The 14,965-nt window shown below is 46.5% G+C and carries 12 protein-coding genes; 7 read left to right on the plus strand and 5 right to left on the minus strand.

Annotated features, from left to right (window positions below):
- The first annotated feature begins 364 nt into the window (after positions 1 to 364).
- From ubiG to yfaE, 5 genes are all read left to right on the plus strand, one after another.
- On the plus strand, positions 365 to 1,075 hold the full coding sequence (gene ubiG / locus KV201_RS04700) for a bifunctional 2-polyprenyl-6-hydroxyphenol methylase/3-demethylubiquinol 3-O-methyltransferase UbiG (RefSeq protein ID WP_006086768.1): 711 nt from the start codon (positions 365 to 367) through the stop codon (positions 1,073 to 1,075).
- A 1-nt stretch (position 1,076) separates the two neighbouring features.
- The gene (locus KV201_RS04705) at positions 1,077 to 1,748 is read left to right on the plus strand and encodes an HAD family hydrolase (protein WP_226058664.1); all 672 of its coding nucleotides are present in this window, start codon (positions 1,077 to 1,079) and stop codon (positions 1,746 to 1,748) included.
- A 526-nt stretch (positions 1,749 to 2,274) separates the two neighbouring features.
- Positions 2,275 to 4,563, plus strand: a complete 2,289-nt coding sequence (gene nrdA, locus KV201_RS04710) for a class 1a ribonucleoside-diphosphate reductase subunit alpha (RefSeq protein ID WP_006086770.1) — start codon at positions 2,275 to 2,277, stop codon at positions 4,561 to 4,563.
- A gap of 83 nt (positions 4,564 to 4,646) precedes the next feature.
- Positions 4,647 to 5,777: a class Ia ribonucleoside-diphosphate reductase subunit beta gene (nrdB, locus tag KV201_RS04715; RefSeq protein ID WP_226058665.1), complete on the plus strand. Its 1,131-nt coding sequence runs from the start codon at positions 4,647 to 4,649 to the stop codon at positions 5,775 to 5,777.
- Positions 5,778 to 5,814: 37 nt separating this feature from the next.
- Positions 5,815 to 6,237: a class I ribonucleotide reductase maintenance protein YfaE gene (yfaE, locus tag KV201_RS04720; RefSeq protein ID WP_014358007.1), complete on the plus strand. Its 423-nt coding sequence runs from the start codon at positions 5,815 to 5,817 to the stop codon at positions 6,235 to 6,237.
- A gap of 299 nt (positions 6,238 to 6,536) precedes the next feature.
- Here yfaE and KV201_RS04725 read toward each other — a convergent pair whose 3' ends face one another.
- Positions 6,537 to 8,555 carry an NADPH-dependent 2,4-dienoyl-CoA reductase gene (locus KV201_RS04725; RefSeq protein WP_226058666.1) on the minus strand — a complete coding sequence of 673 codons (2,019 nt, stop codon included), beginning with the start codon at positions 8,553 to 8,555 and terminating at the stop codon, positions 6,537 to 6,539.
- Between the two features lie 165 nt (positions 8,556 to 8,720).
- Between KV201_RS04725 and sppA the strand changes: the two genes are divergently transcribed.
- On the plus strand, positions 8,721 to 10,568 hold the full coding sequence (gene sppA / locus KV201_RS04730; RefSeq protein WP_226058667.1) for a signal peptide peptidase SppA: 1,848 nt from the start codon (positions 8,721 to 8,723) through the stop codon (positions 10,566 to 10,568).
- 137 nt (positions 10,569 to 10,705) lie between these two features.
- Positions 10,706 to 11,719: an asparaginase gene (gene ansA, locus KV201_RS04735; protein ID WP_006086774.1), complete on the plus strand. Its 1,014-nt coding sequence runs from the start codon at positions 10,706 to 10,708 to the stop codon at positions 11,717 to 11,719.
- 263 nt (positions 11,720 to 11,982) lie between these two features.
- Here the strand turns inward: ansA and KV201_RS04740 are convergent, their stop codons facing one another.
- The 4 genes from KV201_RS04740 to KV201_RS04755 form a co-directional block, all read right to left on the minus strand.
- Positions 11,983 to 12,264 (minus strand): YeaC family protein, encoded by a 282-nt coding sequence (locus KV201_RS04740; protein ID WP_006081736.1) that lies wholly within the window; start codon positions 12,262 to 12,264, stop codon positions 11,983 to 11,985.
- Positions 12,261 to 12,578 carry a hypothetical protein gene (locus KV201_RS04745; RefSeq protein ID WP_011846761.1) on the minus strand — a complete coding sequence of 106 codons (318 nt, stop codon included), beginning with the start codon at positions 12,576 to 12,578 and terminating at the stop codon, positions 12,261 to 12,263. The genes KV201_RS04740 and KV201_RS04745 overlap by 4 nt, the downstream gene beginning before the upstream one ends.
- Positions 12,579 to 12,590: 12 nt before the next feature.
- Positions 12,591 to 13,718, minus strand: a complete 1,128-nt coding sequence (locus KV201_RS04750; protein ID WP_226058668.1) for a M14-type cytosolic carboxypeptidase — start codon at positions 13,716 to 13,718, stop codon at positions 12,591 to 12,593.
- A 224-nt stretch (positions 13,719 to 13,942) separates the two neighbouring features.
- Positions 13,943 to 14,623, minus strand: coding sequence for a response regulator transcription factor (locus KV201_RS04755; RefSeq protein WP_226058669.1), 681 nt, complete (start codon positions 14,621 to 14,623; stop codon positions 13,943 to 13,945).
- Positions 14,624 to 14,965: the final 342 nt, after the last annotated feature.

Consider the following 14,965-nt stretch of genomic DNA (forward strand, 5'->3'; position numbering starts at 1 on the left):
AATAGCCGACAACGTATAATCCGTATCATTGCCTAGCCCAAAAACGTGATTTGGCATTCTAACACAGTTATTTAATGTCGCCAGACCTATCATTATCGAATTGAGAGTCTGGTGGCTTAATAGATGAAAACACTGTCAATTTGGTCGTTTAAGCGATAAACCAGCGTTGAAATTCGTGGCTTAGGATGAGAAAAAATCGTCAAAGGGATGAAGTAAAAGGTCGATACGGAGCACAACAATTAACATAAAAGCAGAAAACTGCTGAAAATTCACTCAACCACAAGGGCTTAGCTCAGTCGAACACTTTGTTTATCAAACATAGTCGTTATAATAGCCGCACAATACAGCTACTTCAGGTAATAGCATGCATCAGAATACCAATGTGGACCCACAGGAAATCGCAAAGTTTGAACGTATGGCCGAAACTTGGTGGGATCTCAACGGTGAATTTAAGCCGCTGCATCTATTAAACCCGCTGCGCTTAAATTATATCGATCAAACTGCTGGCGGCATTTTCGGTAAGAAAGTGCTCGACGTTGGTTGCGGCGGCGGGATTTTATCTGAGAGCATGGCCCGCATCGGCGCCGAGGTTGATGGTCTCGACATGGGTGATGAGCCCTTAGAAGTCGCGCGCCTGCATGCCCTCGAAACGGGCGTAAGCATTAATTATGTAAAAAATACTGCCGAGACCCACAGCCAAGATCATCAAGCCTATTACGATGTGGTGACGTGTATGGAAATGCTGGAGCATGTGCCTGATCCACAATCTGTGATCAAGGCTTGCTGTGACATGGTCAAACCCGGTGGCTTTGTGTTTTTCTCCACCATCAACCGCAACATTAAATCCTACGTTCACACGATTCTCGGCGCAGAATATTTGCTGAAGATGCTGCCAGTTGGCACCCATGAGCATAAAAAATTCATTAAGCCTTCGGAATTGATTGAGCTTGTGGACAATACCGATCTGATCTGTACCGATGCATTAGGCATCAGCTACAACCCGCTGACGGGCATTTTTAAATACACGCCTAAAGTTGATGTGAATTACATGATCGCAACGCGTAAGGTTGATTAATATGAGTCTGGCACAGATCCAAGGCGTACTGTTCGATCTCGACGGCACCTTAGCCGATACCGCGCCGGATCTGGTGCAAGCCCTCAATTTAAGTCTTCAGGACGTCGGCATCGCCGCGCAGCCGTTAGCGGCCATGCGCTACGCCGCATCCCACGGCAGTTTTGCCTTAGTCGATGCGGCGATACCCAATGCGGCGGATGATCTTCGTACTCAAGTTCAACAAGGGCTGCTCGCCCACTATCAGCGCATTAATGGCGATCATTGTGCGCTATTCACGGGCATAGCAGCATTACTCGACTGGCTTGAGTTAACGCAGCTGCCGTTTGGGGTGATCACCAACAAGCCAGCGCGGTTTACCCGTCCCTTATTGCGAAAACTGAATTTACACTTACGTATGCCCGTTATCATTAGTGGCGATTCGACCAAACACCCAAAACCCCACACTGCACCTATGCTGTTAGGGGCTCAGCAACTGAACTGCGCTCCAGAGCACATTTTGTATCTTGGGGATGCCGAGCGGGATTTGTTAGCAGCTAGGGCGGCGGGCATGTTAGGCGGCGTTGCCCTATGGGGTTATCTGGGTGTCAACGACAAGCCATCGCAGTGGCCAGCTCACGCGCACTTTGCCAGCCCAACTGAGTTACATCAGGCATTAATCGAAGCATTGGCCTAGAAAAACTCGCTAATAAAACGGCGAACAGACGTCACCATGACACTCAAAGATAAACCTTTTGCTAAAGCCAATATGCAGACACACATAAGTGTGTTTGCCTGATTTTTACCTGAGAATAAAATCAGGCAGCGAAAGGTCGGCGGATAAAAGATCGGCACTTGTGCGCGATCGCGATCTAAAGAAAAGATCGCCTAAAAATCCCCCATGAGTGCGACACACTAACCTGAAATTGAGCTTCAAGGTTAGTCGTTACTAACGCGAAAGCTTATCCTCAACTTATCCACAAGATGTCCCCTGAATTCAGACTTGCAAATAGGGTCAAACCTCACTATCTTGTATCCCAGATAATTTAAAACACCATATCTTGTGTATAGGTAGCAATCAGACACACTAGAAGCTCGCCGCTTAATTGACTCGTTTTCAACCAGTCAGCAGTATTTAAGGGACGGTTATTGATTGTTTTACAAGGATACGTACGGTGAACTTGCTCACCTAAATAGATATAAGAACCAAGGCCTATCTCCAAATGAATAGCACTATGACAGTCACAAAACGCTGTGGCGATCGTGAAAATATCGATCTCGAAAAAATACACCGCGTAATTACTTGGGCAGCCAAGGGATTAAAAAACGTTTCTGTTTCTGAAGTTGAACTGCGCTCGCACCTACAGTTTTTCGATGGCATCCCAACCGAAGCTATCCATGAAACCATTATCAAAGCGGCGGCGGATTTAATTTCTCCAGAATCACCGGACTATCAGTTCCTCGCCGCCCGTTTAGCGGTGTTTCATTTGCGTAAGAAGGCCTTCGGTCAGTTCGAGCCGCCAGCACTGTATACCCACGTGACTAAGTTAGTTGAGCTTGGCAAGTATGATATGCACATTCTGCAGGATTACAGCCGCGAAGAACTTGACGTGATGGATACCTATATCGACCATTGGCGCGATATGGACTTCTCTTACGCTGCGGTAAAACAGCTTGAAGGCAAATATTTAGTTCAAAACCGTGTGACGCATGAAATCTACGAGAGCGCCCAGTTCCTCTACATTTTGGTCGCGGCCTGTTTGTTTGCCCGTTATCCAAAAGAGACGCGCCTGAAGTACGTTAAAGATTTCTATGACGCGGTATCGACCTTTAAGATTTCGCTACCAACGCCAATCATGGCCGGTGTGCGCACGCCAACGCGTCAGTTCAGCTCTTGCGTACTGATCGAATGTGGTGACAGCTTAGATTCCATCAACGCGACAGCTTCGTCTATCGTGAAATACGTTAGCCAACGTGCGGGTATCGGTATTAACGCCGGTCGTATTCGCGCCTTAGGTAGCCCAATCCGTGGTGGTGAAGCCTTCCACACAGGTTGTTTACCTTTCTATAAGTATTTCCAAACCGCAGTGAAATCTTGTTCTCAAGGCGGCGTGCGTGGCGGTGCTGCGACCCTGTTCTACCCTATTTGGCACTTAGAAGTCGAATCTCTGCTGGTATTGAAAAATAACCGCGGCGTAGAAGACAACCGTATCCGTCATTTAGACTACGGTGTGCAGTTGAACAAAGTCATGTATCAACGTCTGATCAAAGGCGAAAACATCAGCCTGTTTAGCCCATCTGACGTACCTGGCTTGTACGATGCTTTCTTTGAAGATCAAAATGAATTCGAACGTTTATATGTGCAATATGAGCAAGACAGCAGCATTCGTAAGAAAACCATAAAGGCTGTTGAGCTGTTTTCACTGATGATGCAAGAGCGCGCCTCAACTGGCCGTATCTACATTCAAAACGTGGATCACTGCAACACTCACAGCCCGTTCGATTCAAAAGTCGCACCGATCAGACAGTCTAACCTGTGTCTTGAAATCGCCCTGCCGACTAAACCATTGAACAACATCGATGATCCAGAAGGTGAAATCGCGCTTTGTACGCTGTCAGCACTTAACTTAGGTTCTATCAAAGAATTATCTGATATTGAGCCATTAGCCGATCTCGCCGTACGTGCACTGGATAACCTGTTGGATTATCAAGATTACCCCATCAAGGCCGCGCAAATTGCCTCGATGAATCGCCGTACTTTAGGCATAGGCGTGATTAACTTTGCTAACTACTTAGCAAAAAATGGCATGAAGTATTCCGATGGCAGCGCGAACGAGCTTACCCACAGAACCTTCGAAGCGATTCAGTTCTATTTACTGAAAGCCTCAATGAACTTGGCCAAAGAGCAAGGTGCGTGTCCGTTATTCCACGAGACCACTTACTCTCAAGGTATTTTGCCAATCGATACCTACAAACGTGACCTAGATAAAATTTGTGCAGAACCATTGCACTTAGACTGGGAATCACTGCGTAGCGATATTAAGCAATATGGCCTGCGTAACTCGACGCTGTCGGCATTAATGCCTTCAGAAACCTCGTCGCAAATCTCCAATGCGACCAATGGTATCGAGCCACCACGTGGTCTTATCAGCGTGAAATCGAGCAAAGACGGACAGCTAAAACAAGTTGTACCAGATTTCGATACGCTGAAAGATAGCTATGAATTGCTATGGAAAATGCCAAGCAATGACGGTTACTTACAGCTAGTGGGTATCATGCAGAAGTTCGTTGACCAAGCGATTTCGGCCAACACTAACTACGATCCTTCACGTTTTGAAGGCCGTAAAGTACCGATGCAAACCCTGCTGAAAGATTTGCTCAATGCTTACAAGTTAGGTGTGAAAACGCTTTACTACCATAACACTCGCGATGGTGCGTCGGATTCACACGATGACATCACCAATTTAGAGAAAGAAGACGATGGTTGCGCCGGCGGCGCGTGTAAAATCTAGTCTTTAACGTTAACGCGGCTCTTACAAATAAAAAGTATAGGGATCCCGATTGAGTGGATCCCTATCCATTGGAAAATAGCACCATGGCCTACTCTACCTTCTGTCAAACACCCAACGATGCCACCCGTGAACCTATGTTTTTAGGTCAATCGGTCAACGTAGCTCGTTACGATCAACAAAAATATGAAGTGTTCGAAAAACTGATAGAAAAGCAGTTATCTTTCTTTTGGCGCCCGGAAGAAGTAGACGTCAGTCGCGATAAGATTGACTACGGTGCATTGCCCGATCATGAAAAACACATCTTTATTTCTAATCTGAAATACCAAACCTTACTCGACTCGATTCAAGGTCGCTCACCCAATGTGGCCTTTTTACCACTGGTGTCGCTGCCTGAACTAGAGACTTGGATTGAGACTTGGTCTTTCTCTGAGACGATTCACTCGCGCTCATACACCCATATCATTCGCAATATCGTTAACGATCCTTCAGTGATCTTCGACGATATCGTCGTGAACAAAGAAATCTTAAGCCGTGCGACCGATATCGCCGCTTACTACGATCACTTGATCCAATTGACTCAAGTGTTCCATTTACTCGGCGCGGGCACCCATGTTATCGATGACAAAGAAGTCATAGTCAACACTCGCACCCTGAAAAAAGCCTTGTACCTGTGCATGATGTCAGTCAATGCCCTAGAAGCGATTCGTTTCTATGTAAGCTTTGCCTGCTCATTTGCCTTTGCTGAACGTAAGCTAATGGAAGGTAACGCGAAAATCATTCGCCTGATTGCCCGTGATGAAGCACTGCACTTAAACAGCACTCAGCATATTTTAAGCATCATGCAAGGCGGTAAAGACGATCCAGAAATGGGTGAAATTGCTGCAGAATGCCAACAGGAAGCCTTTGATTTATTCTTCAAGGCCGCAGAGCAAGAAAAAGAATGGGCCAAATACCTGTTCAAAGACGGCTCTATGATAGGTTTGAATGAACAGATCCTCTGCCAATACGTTGAGTTCATTACTAACCAACGAATGAAGTCGGTAAATCTGCCGCAACCTTATCCTGAAATAACCAATCCATTACCTTGGATGAAAAACTGGTTAGAAAGCGATGCAGTGCAAGTCGCGCCTCAGGAAGTGGAAGTGTCTTCATACCTTGTCGGGCAAATCGACTCAGCGGTTGATGGCGATGAATTCCTCGACTTCGATCTCTAAGACGCTCAAAAGTGACGTTAAAAATGGCATTACAACAGTGACATCGAAAAAACGGCCACAAAACCTGTTTGCGAAGGCGCCAATCGTGCGCCTTCAAGGTCAACCTGTGTTGCTCTTTACAGAGCAACAAGGCACCTTGTTGCAAGCGCTCGAAGCAAAAAAAGTTAAAATCTTCTCAGAATGTCGCAACGGATTCTGCGGTGCCTGCAAAACACGTGTCATCAGCGGAAAAGTCAGCTACTTAAACGAGCCCTTAGCCGAACTTAAACATGATGAATGTTTACCCTGCTGCTGTGTGCCTACCGAAGATTTAGAGCTGGACTTGTCACCTGAAGGTGCGGCCGTAGTCACCTATGCGTGTCAACCTCGTCAGAGCAAAGTCAGTTTGGCTAAGTCAAAGCAAACACAGCATGAAGCAAGCACCACGCACACGTTAAAACAAGAAGTGTTTGAAGACTAACAGCGCCAAGATTAGACTTCTCTATAAGCTGCTTTAAATGATCCACTCTGAATAAACAACTTTCACTTTTTCAGTAAGCGGCGTTAAAACAAGCATTACCTGTTAAACACAAAGTCCCTTTCAATACTGCCTTAATCAATCCGCGCCAATTAGCGACCAAACGCATTAAACCCCACACTTCTCACTATTTTCAATGCATTCCCGCGGAAAACCAAAACAAAAAAGCCTGAACACAGGTTCAGGCTTTCAGGCTCTAAAACTTAACGCCTAAAGCTTATCGCAGAAGACTTATCGAGTTTCTATAAACGCATTGCCAGCTCAGCGCCTTGGCGAATTGCACGCTTAGCATCAAGCTCTGCTGCGACATCCACGCCGCCAATCAGATGCACAGTCAAGCCCGTCGCTTTCATCTCATCCACTAAAGTGCGATTCGATTCTTGTTCAGCGCAAAGCACAACATTATCAACGGCCAGCACTTCAGCGGTTTCGCCCACGCGAATATGCAGTCCCGCATCATCAAACTTATCGTAACTCACGCCTGTTTTCATCTTCACATCATGTTGCTTAAGCACAAGACGGTGGATCCAGCCAGTGGTTTTACCTAAGCCTTTGCCCATCTTCGACGTTTTACGTTGCAGTAAAAACACCTTACGATGATCGGTATTGTCGGATTGAGGTTCTGTCAGGCCGCCCGCATGTTGGTAAGTTTTATCTATGCCCCACTGTTGTAGCCATTTATCGGCGTTCAGCGTGCTAGATTGGCGCTCACACAAAAAGTGCGCCATATCGAACCCTATGCCGCCAGCACCAATCAAGGCGACTGTATTACCGACAGTCACTTCACCCGAGAGCACTTTTTGATAATCGACCACGCGTGGGTCGTCAAAGCCGGGTAAGACTAAATCACGCGGCACAACGCCTGACGCTATCACCACTTCATCAAACTTTTCGGTTGCCAACACGCTGGCATCGAGGCGAGTGTTTAATCTCAGCTCCACCTTATGCAACTTAATTTGATTGATGAAATAACGGATAGTCTCGTTAAACTCTTCTTTCCCAGGGATTTTACGGGCGAGATTAAACTGACCACCTACCTCGGATTTCGCTTCAAACAAGACAACGTGATGGCCACGCATGGCGGCATAGACAGAGAACGCCATGCCCGCAGGACCTGCGCCCATCACCGCAATACGCTTTTTATTTGCTGTGGGTAAGAAGTTGATTTCAGTCTCATAACAGGCACGAGGATTCACTAAGCAGGTAGCGCGCTTAAGGGAGAAAGTATGATCAAGACACGCTTGGTTACAGCCAATGCAGGTGTTGATCAGCTCTGGCGTGTTCGCTGCGGCTTTATTGACAAACTCAGGATCAGCAAGGAAAGGCCGCGCCATCGACACCATGTCAGCTTGACCTGAGGCAATGATCTGCTCGCCAATCTCAGGGGTGTTAATGCGGTTAGTCGCAATTAAGGGCACAGAAACTGATTGTTTGAGCTTTTCAGTCACCCACGCAAAGGCGCCGCGGGGCACACTTGTCGCAATGGTCGGTACGCGCGCTTCATGCCAACCAATGCCGGTATTCAAAATAGACACGCCAGCTTGCTCTAACCACTGGGCGAGCTGCACCACTTCATCCCAAGTCGAGCCGTTATCCACTAGATCGAGCATAGATAAACGGAAGATAATGATGAAGTCTTTTCCGACCTTTGCCCGTATCGCGTTAACAATCTCAATTGGGAATTGCGCCCGCTTTTCAAACGCACCACCCCATTCATCGGTGCGGGTGTTGGTACGCGCACTGACAAACTGATTGATCAAATAGCCTTCAGATCCCATGACCTCAACGCCATCGTAACCGGCTTTCTTGGCAAGGGCGGCTGAGCTGGCGTAATCCTTAATGGTCGAGCGCACTTGGCGACTAGACATAGCTGACGGCGTAAAAGGTGTAATGGGTGATTTAATCTTGCTCGGTGCTTGGGAAAAAGGATGATAACCATAGCGGCCCGCATGCAAAATTTGCATACAGATCTTACCGCCAGCCTCATGCACAGCCTGCGTGACCACGCGATGCTTACCGACTTGCCAAGGAAAACTCAGCTGACAGGCGTGGGGCGTAAGGCGGCCGCGAAGATTAGGGGAAATACCGCCCGTCACAATCAAACCCACACCGCCCAGAGCGCGTTCTTTGTAGAACGCTGCCAGTTTCTCAAATCCGCCCTTTTCTTCTTCCAAACCTGTGTGCATTGAGCCCATAAGCACGCGGTTTTTGAGCTGGGTAAATCCCAGATCTAAGGGTTCTAATAAATGGGGAAACGACATTCAAACATCCTTTTAAAACAAGTGATTTAAATCAGCATACCTTGAGTCAAATCTAAGCTCAACCGTTGGATCGAGGCCATCAGTCAAAATCCTTTACAATTGTGTTTAGCCTGTAGCGCCATTTTCAGTTAGCATTGGCAGATTGGACTTATAAAGGAGTGACAGATGTCCGCTAACCCATCGTTTTTCAAGAGAATATGTTTGTTTATTTGGCACACCCTCAACGGGACGCGTAAACTGATCCTCAATCTGATCTTTTTTGGCATCTTAGCCGCCATCATTATTTCTATTGGCAGCAGCGAAGATATCCAAGTAGAAGACAACTCTGCGCTGGTGCTTAATCTGGCCGGCTCGATTGTCGATCAGAAACAACAGGTCGATCCCTTAGAAGCCGCATTCAAGCAAGGCCAAAATGCCAACGCAGATGGGGAAATCCTGCTCGCCGATGTGCTGTATGTGATTGACAATGCCGCGCAAGATCAAAGGATTAGTACCCTAGTACTTGATCTAGCCGATTTGAAACGTGCCGGGATCAGCAAGCTGCAATCTATTGGTGATGCACTTAACCGCTTTAAAGAAAGCGGTAAAAAAGTGGTCGCCATCGGCAATTACTACGAACAAAATCAATATTTCCTCGCCAGTTTTGCCGACACCATTTACCTCAATCCCCAAGGCGGCGTGTCGCTTGATGGCCTGAGTATGTACAACCAGTACTTCAAATCAGCCTTAGATAAACTCAAAGTTAAAGCGCATATTTTCCGCGTAGGGACTTTTAAATCTGCGGTTGAACCCTACATGCGTGACAATATGTCCGATGCCGCTCGCGAAGCCAGCAGCGCGCTTTTAGCCGATGTATGGCAAAGCTACACCCAGACTGTCGCAGGCAATCGCAATATTGAGCCTAACTCGCTAGTGCCCGATGCAACCACTTATTTGGCCGAGCTCGATAAAGCCAATGGTGACTCTGCGGCAATGGCCATCAACATGAAATGGGTTGATAGCTTAGCTACCACGGAAGATTTTCGTCAAACCATGCTAGAAACCGTGGGCAAAGCCAGCAGCGGTGACAGTTTCAAGCAGGTGAGTTTTTATGATTATTTAACCTTAGTGACGCCATTGCCAAGCTTTGTTGAGCAAGACAGTGTCGGCATTATTGTCGCAAGCGGTACGATTCTGAACGGCACTCAACCTGCGGGCCAAATTGGCGGCGAAAGCACTGCCGAGCTGTTACGTAAGGCCCGTTTCGATAAACACGTTAAAGCCTTAGTGCTGCGCGTCGATAGCCCTGGCGGTAGCGCCTTTGCCTCGGAGCAAATTCGTCAAGAATTACTGGCACTTAAAGCAGCGGGCAAACCTGTTGTCGTCAGTATGGGCAGTTTAGCCGCATCGGGTGGTTATTGGATTTCGGCCAGTGCCGACTACATCTTCGCAACGCCAACCACGCTCACGGGCTCAATTGGGATCTTCGGCATGATCACCACCTTCGAAGATTCTCTGGCCAGTATAGGCGTGCATACCGATGGCGTATCGACGTCGGAATGGGCGGGATTGTCTGTGACGCGCACGCTGTCACCGCAAGTTGAAGCGATTATCCAACGTCATATTGAACGTGGCTATTTAGACTTTATCTCGCTGGTCGCTAAAGAACGCAAAATGACCATAGAACAAGTCGATAAGATTGCCCAAGGCCGTGTTTGGAGCGGTAAAAAAGCCCTTGAGCTTGGCTTAGTCGATGAACTAGGTGATTTAGATGAGGCGATAGCTAAAGCCGCTAAACTCGCGGATATGACGCTATTTGATACCCGCGTTATCGAACAAGAACTGACACCCGAGCAACGCTTTATGCAACAGATGTTTGCCTCAGTATCGAGCTACCTGCCCGCCTCACTGAGCCAGTCATCGATGTTAGAGCAAATGCTGCAGCAATGGACCAGCAGCTTGAAAATGTTAACTTCTTTTGATGATCCAAATAACGTCTACATCTACTGCGATACTTGCAACATGATGAACTAAATCTGCCAGCGTCTAGGTTGCTGCTCGCAACTTCAAGATGATGATAAAGACAAAGCCCGGATCTCCGGGCTTTTTTATTGGGTTTATGTCAGTTAAATCGTATAATTCGGCCACTTGAAGCTAAGAAAACGACAAGAATGACTAAACGCTCCATTTATGTTGCCTATACAGGCGGCACCATCGGTATGCAAAAGACCGATAACGGCTTCGTCCCTGTGGCGGGATTCCTGACTCAGTGCGTGCAATCTATGCCTGAGTTTTACCATGAAGAAATGCCGACATTCGTGATCCACGAATATTGCCCGCTTATCGACTCTTCCAATATGGCGCCGACCGATTGGCAGATGATCGCCGACGATATACAAGCTAATTACGATAAATACGATGGCTTTGTGATCCTCCATGGCACTGACACCATGGCGTACACGGCTTCGGCGCTGTCGTTTATGCTGCAAGGCTTGTCAAAACCTGTGATAGTGACGGGTTCGCAAATTCCCCTTGCCCAGCTGCGCTCAGACGGTCAAACCAATTTATTAAACTCACTCTATATTGCGGCGAATTATCCGGTCGCTGAAGTGTGTTTATTCTTCAATAACAAGCTCTTTCGGGGCAATCGATCGACGAAGGCCCACGCCGACGGCTTCGATGCTTTTGCTTCGCCTAACTTCCCGCTTCTGCTTGAAGCTGGGATCAAAATCAATCTGCGCGCAGGCAAGATCACCGTCGCCAACGATACCCCATTGGAAGTGGCGCATATCAGTCCGCAGCCTGTAGGTGTGGTGACCTTGTATCCAGGGATCTCGACACAGATTTTTGAGAACATTCTGCAACAGCCGGTTAAAGCCCTCATACTGCTAACATTTGGTGTGGGTAACGCGCCGCAGGATGCCGCTTTACTCAAAACCTTAAGGCAAGCGGATGAACGTGGCATAGTGCTGGTGAATCTTACCCAGTGTTTCCAAGGTAAGGTGAATATGGGCGGCTACGCCACGGGCAATGCACTCGCTAAAGCGGGCGTGATCAGTGGCGCCGATATGACCATAGAAGCGGCCTTGGCAAAACTACATTATTTACTATCGAAAAATTTGCAGCCAGCTGAGATAAAAGCAGCCATGTTACAAAACTTGGTCGGTGAATTGAGCATAGATTAAAGATAGTGTCTTTTAATCTGTTTGTAGTTCTCAATCACTAGCAATAAAAAAGCCCATATTTAATGGGCCTTTTTATGTTAACTCAGATTAAACGACGTCAAATGAGTGCTTGTCTCGGTGCTTTTACAGAGAGCTATTTATAGAGGCTATTTGCATTGAAGTTATTTGATACCAAATCAATATTAACGTCACATAAACAGCTAGCCCTAGATCCACGGCTAACATCTTAGCAAACTCAAACCACCTTGAAGTCAGTGAGTAATTTATAAATCCTGCACTTTAAACTCAGCAATCGGCTCACCGCGGAATTGCTTTTTCAGCTCGGCTTTAGACAATTCATTGATTTTACCGTCAGGCGCAATAGTGAAATGCTCAGTTTGCTCGAGCTTGCGAGCTTGATACAACATCACGACCTGCAGGGTCGATTCACGCTGCGCTTCACTTAACACAGTGCCATCTTCCCACTTACCCAGCTCTGCTGCACTACGAAGCCTTTCATAGACTTCAATGGGCATTTGATCGATCACTTGATTAATATCTGTCATACACTTTTCCGCTTATGTAACACGATTCTGACTCGTGTGATGAGATAACCCACAAAACCAAACACAAAGCATATTCCAGCGATATTCGCCCGCATACCTTCGGCAGGTTCACCACCCCAAAACCAAATCACCACACCAGCAATAAACAAGGTCATAGCAACAAAACTCTGATTCATTAAGCTGCTGGACTTTTGAATATGACTAATGCGCGATAAGGACTCATTGTCACCATTGGTGCTCGCTTGGCAATGGGGACATACAGGCGCCTTACTCGACATCCGCTTGCGACACACTGGACATTCAATTAATGCCATATCAGCCTCGCCCTAACGTAATTTATCAACAACGGCGAGCATGGCGATAAGCGATGCTTCACCTAAATAAATACTGCGCTCTGGCGACCAACCCACAAAAGGATCGGCCAGATTGTTATTGTCTTTGAAAGGCATTTCGAGGGTATTGGATAAACACTCGAAGGTCTGAGCGACCCAATTAGACGCTACGGTCAGATTCGCTTGACCAGGCTCGTCTTTGTCATAGCCAAACTGAGTTTGGAAATCGGCACTGGCTAAGGTTAATGCTTGACTGAAGTCCGCTTGCAGCTGCGCCAGCTTATCATTGTAGGCAGGCACGCCCTCACAACCTGCTAGAAACACATAAGGTAAACCTTCATCGCCGTGGACATCATAAAACAAGTCGACACCGGTTTGCTGCATCTTGTTGACAACGTGGTACACCTCTGGACTCTTTTCTAAACTCGGCGTTTGCCACTCGCGGTTAAGGTTAATACCAATCGCATTGGTGCGCAGATGGCCTCTGACACTGCCATCGGGATTCATGTTCGGCACTATATAGAAATTGGCTTTATCGAGCAGCGCTTTCGCTGTTGGACAATCATTATCGAGTAAACGATTCACTAGACCTTCGACTAACCATTCAGCCATGGTTTCGCCCGGATGTTGTCTGGCGGTGATCCAAATATTGCGTTTAGAAGGATCGCCATTCCCTACTTTCATCAGGGTAATATCGCGGCCATCTAAGGTCAGGCCCAAATGCTCTAAATTGACATCTGGGTGTAACTGGGCGCTGCTGAGTAAATCTAAGTGACGCTCATAGCTGTATGGCGCAAAGTAAGCGATTTGAATCGCATCGCAATCCAGCTCTAAGCTAATGCTCAGTTTGCCGTCTTTATACTGTGTAGGAATACGGAACCAATGCTGACGGTCGTAACTGGCTACTGCCCGATAGTCTTCCCATCCCTTGGTATAGGAAGCCGTCCCCGCGTTGATGATATTTAAGGTGTAATGGTTACCCACCTCACCTTCGAATCGAAAATTGAACCATTGATAAAACTCGCCCCCCGCATCGGGACGGATAGCAAGTTGAATATCGTCTTTATTATCAAGATTGACGACTTGGATATTTCCGCCATCAAAGTTGGCACTGATCCGCATAATGATTCCTAATAGGTTGTTAAAGCTAAGGGCTATTAATGGCACGCGACTGATAGCACGCGGCACATTTTATTATATGGCCGATAGGATAAACCAAAACATCCCAAGGGGAAAACGAAAGCCAGTAAATTCAGTCAAGGCAGTTGCAGTCGACCTTTTATTGACCAAGTTTCACACCAAACATCCGTCAAACTTAGCCGTTAACGAGGTAGTAAACGATGGTGTTAAGCCATAAAACTATAACCTTGACCGCGCACTGTATTGATTAAGTTACGCGGCAAGCTGATGTTGGCTAATTTACGGCGAGTGTTACTAATGTGCATATCAAGATTGCGGTCAAATCGGCCCAGATCTTTTTGTAATACTGAGCGTTGCAACTCTTGTTTCGTGATGACTTGACCTTTCCTTTCAAACAGATATTTAAATAATTTAAACTCGGTTTGAGTCAAATCGACATACCGTGTACCAATGGTGATCCTATAACTCATATCATCAAAGTTAATCACTTTCGCTGCTACAGTTGCAATTTGCGGCAAGTGAGATTGACTGACACAAAGACGCCTTTCTAAAGCGCGTAAGCGAACAAATAGCTCTTTGATGCTAAATGGTTTACTCAAAAAATCATCGGCCCCCAATTCATAACCTGTGATGCGATCGTCTTCATTATCCCGTGCTGAAATCATCAATACCGGCGTTAAGCATTCCCGCGCTTTTAACAGCTCAAAACCATTCATTTGTGGCATGACTAAATCAAGCACTATGATGTCGGGAGCAAAACTTTCAATGTATGCCAAACCATCAACACCATTTACTGCACATGCAACTTCATGCCCTTGTGTGCCCAAGGCATCGGCCAACCACACACTAAACAAGGGATCATCATCGACTAAGAGTATTTTACTCATCCTTAAAACCCAAACGAGAATCTATATCATTTATATTACCATGCGAATCGAGATGACTCTAGACCTATTACATTCGTTAAGAAGTGTGATGTTGAAAACTGTGAACAAAATACGAGATGAAGGGAAAATTAAACAAAAATTGGCTATTTAAAAGTGATGAGTTAAATGACGTTTAACTACTCAAAAATCTGTATCAGATTCCATTTCACAATAAAAAAGCGCCCTAAGGCGTAATGCCGATCAGTTAAGACAGATCGCTTGACGATCTCGCTGAAAAGATCAAAATCCGATGACCTCATGTCATCGGATTTTTTTATGCAACTCTCAGAAGCACTCGCTCGC

The sequence above is a fragment of the Shewanella sp. SR1 genome (assembly GCF_020447145.1).
GTDB lineage: Bacteria > Pseudomonadota > Gammaproteobacteria > Enterobacterales > Shewanellaceae > Shewanella > Shewanella baltica.

Coding starts and splice junctions, on each gene's coding strand:
- ubiG (WP_006086768.1), top strand. CDS start 365: ATGCATCAGAATACCAATGTGGACCCACAGGAAATCGCAAAGTTTGAA.
- KV201_RS04705 (WP_226058664.1), top strand. CDS start 1,077: ATGAGTCTGGCACAGATCCAAGGCGTACTGTTCGATCTCGACGGCACC.
- nrdA (WP_006086770.1), top strand. CDS start 2,275: ATGAATAGCACTATGACAGTCACAAAACGCTGTGGCGATCGTGAAAAT.
- nrdB (WP_226058665.1), top strand. CDS start 4,647: ATGGCCTACTCTACCTTCTGTCAAACACCCAACGATGCCACCCGTGAA.
- KV201_RS04725 (WP_226058666.1), bottom strand. CDS start 8,555: ATGTCGTTTCCCCATTTATTAGAACCCTTAGATCTGGGATTTACCCAG.
- sppA (WP_226058667.1), top strand. CDS start 8,721: ATGTCCGCTAACCCATCGTTTTTCAAGAGAATATGTTTGTTTATTTGG.
- ansA (WP_006086774.1), top strand. CDS start 10,706: ATGACTAAACGCTCCATTTATGTTGCCTATACAGGCGGCACCATCGGT.
- KV201_RS04740 (WP_006081736.1), bottom strand. CDS start 12,264: ATGACAGATATTAATCAAGTGATCGATCAAATGCCCATTGAAGTCTAT.
- KV201_RS04745 (WP_011846761.1), bottom strand. CDS start 12,578: ATGGCATTAATTGAATGTCCAGTGTGTCGCAAGCGGATGTCGAGTAAG.
- KV201_RS04750 (WP_226058668.1), bottom strand. CDS start 13,718: ATGCGGATCAGTGCCAACTTTGATGGCGGAAATATCCAAGTCGTCAAT.
- KV201_RS04755 (WP_226058669.1), bottom strand. CDS start 14,623: ATGAGTAAAATACTCTTAGTCGATGATGATCCCTTGTTTAGTGTGTGG.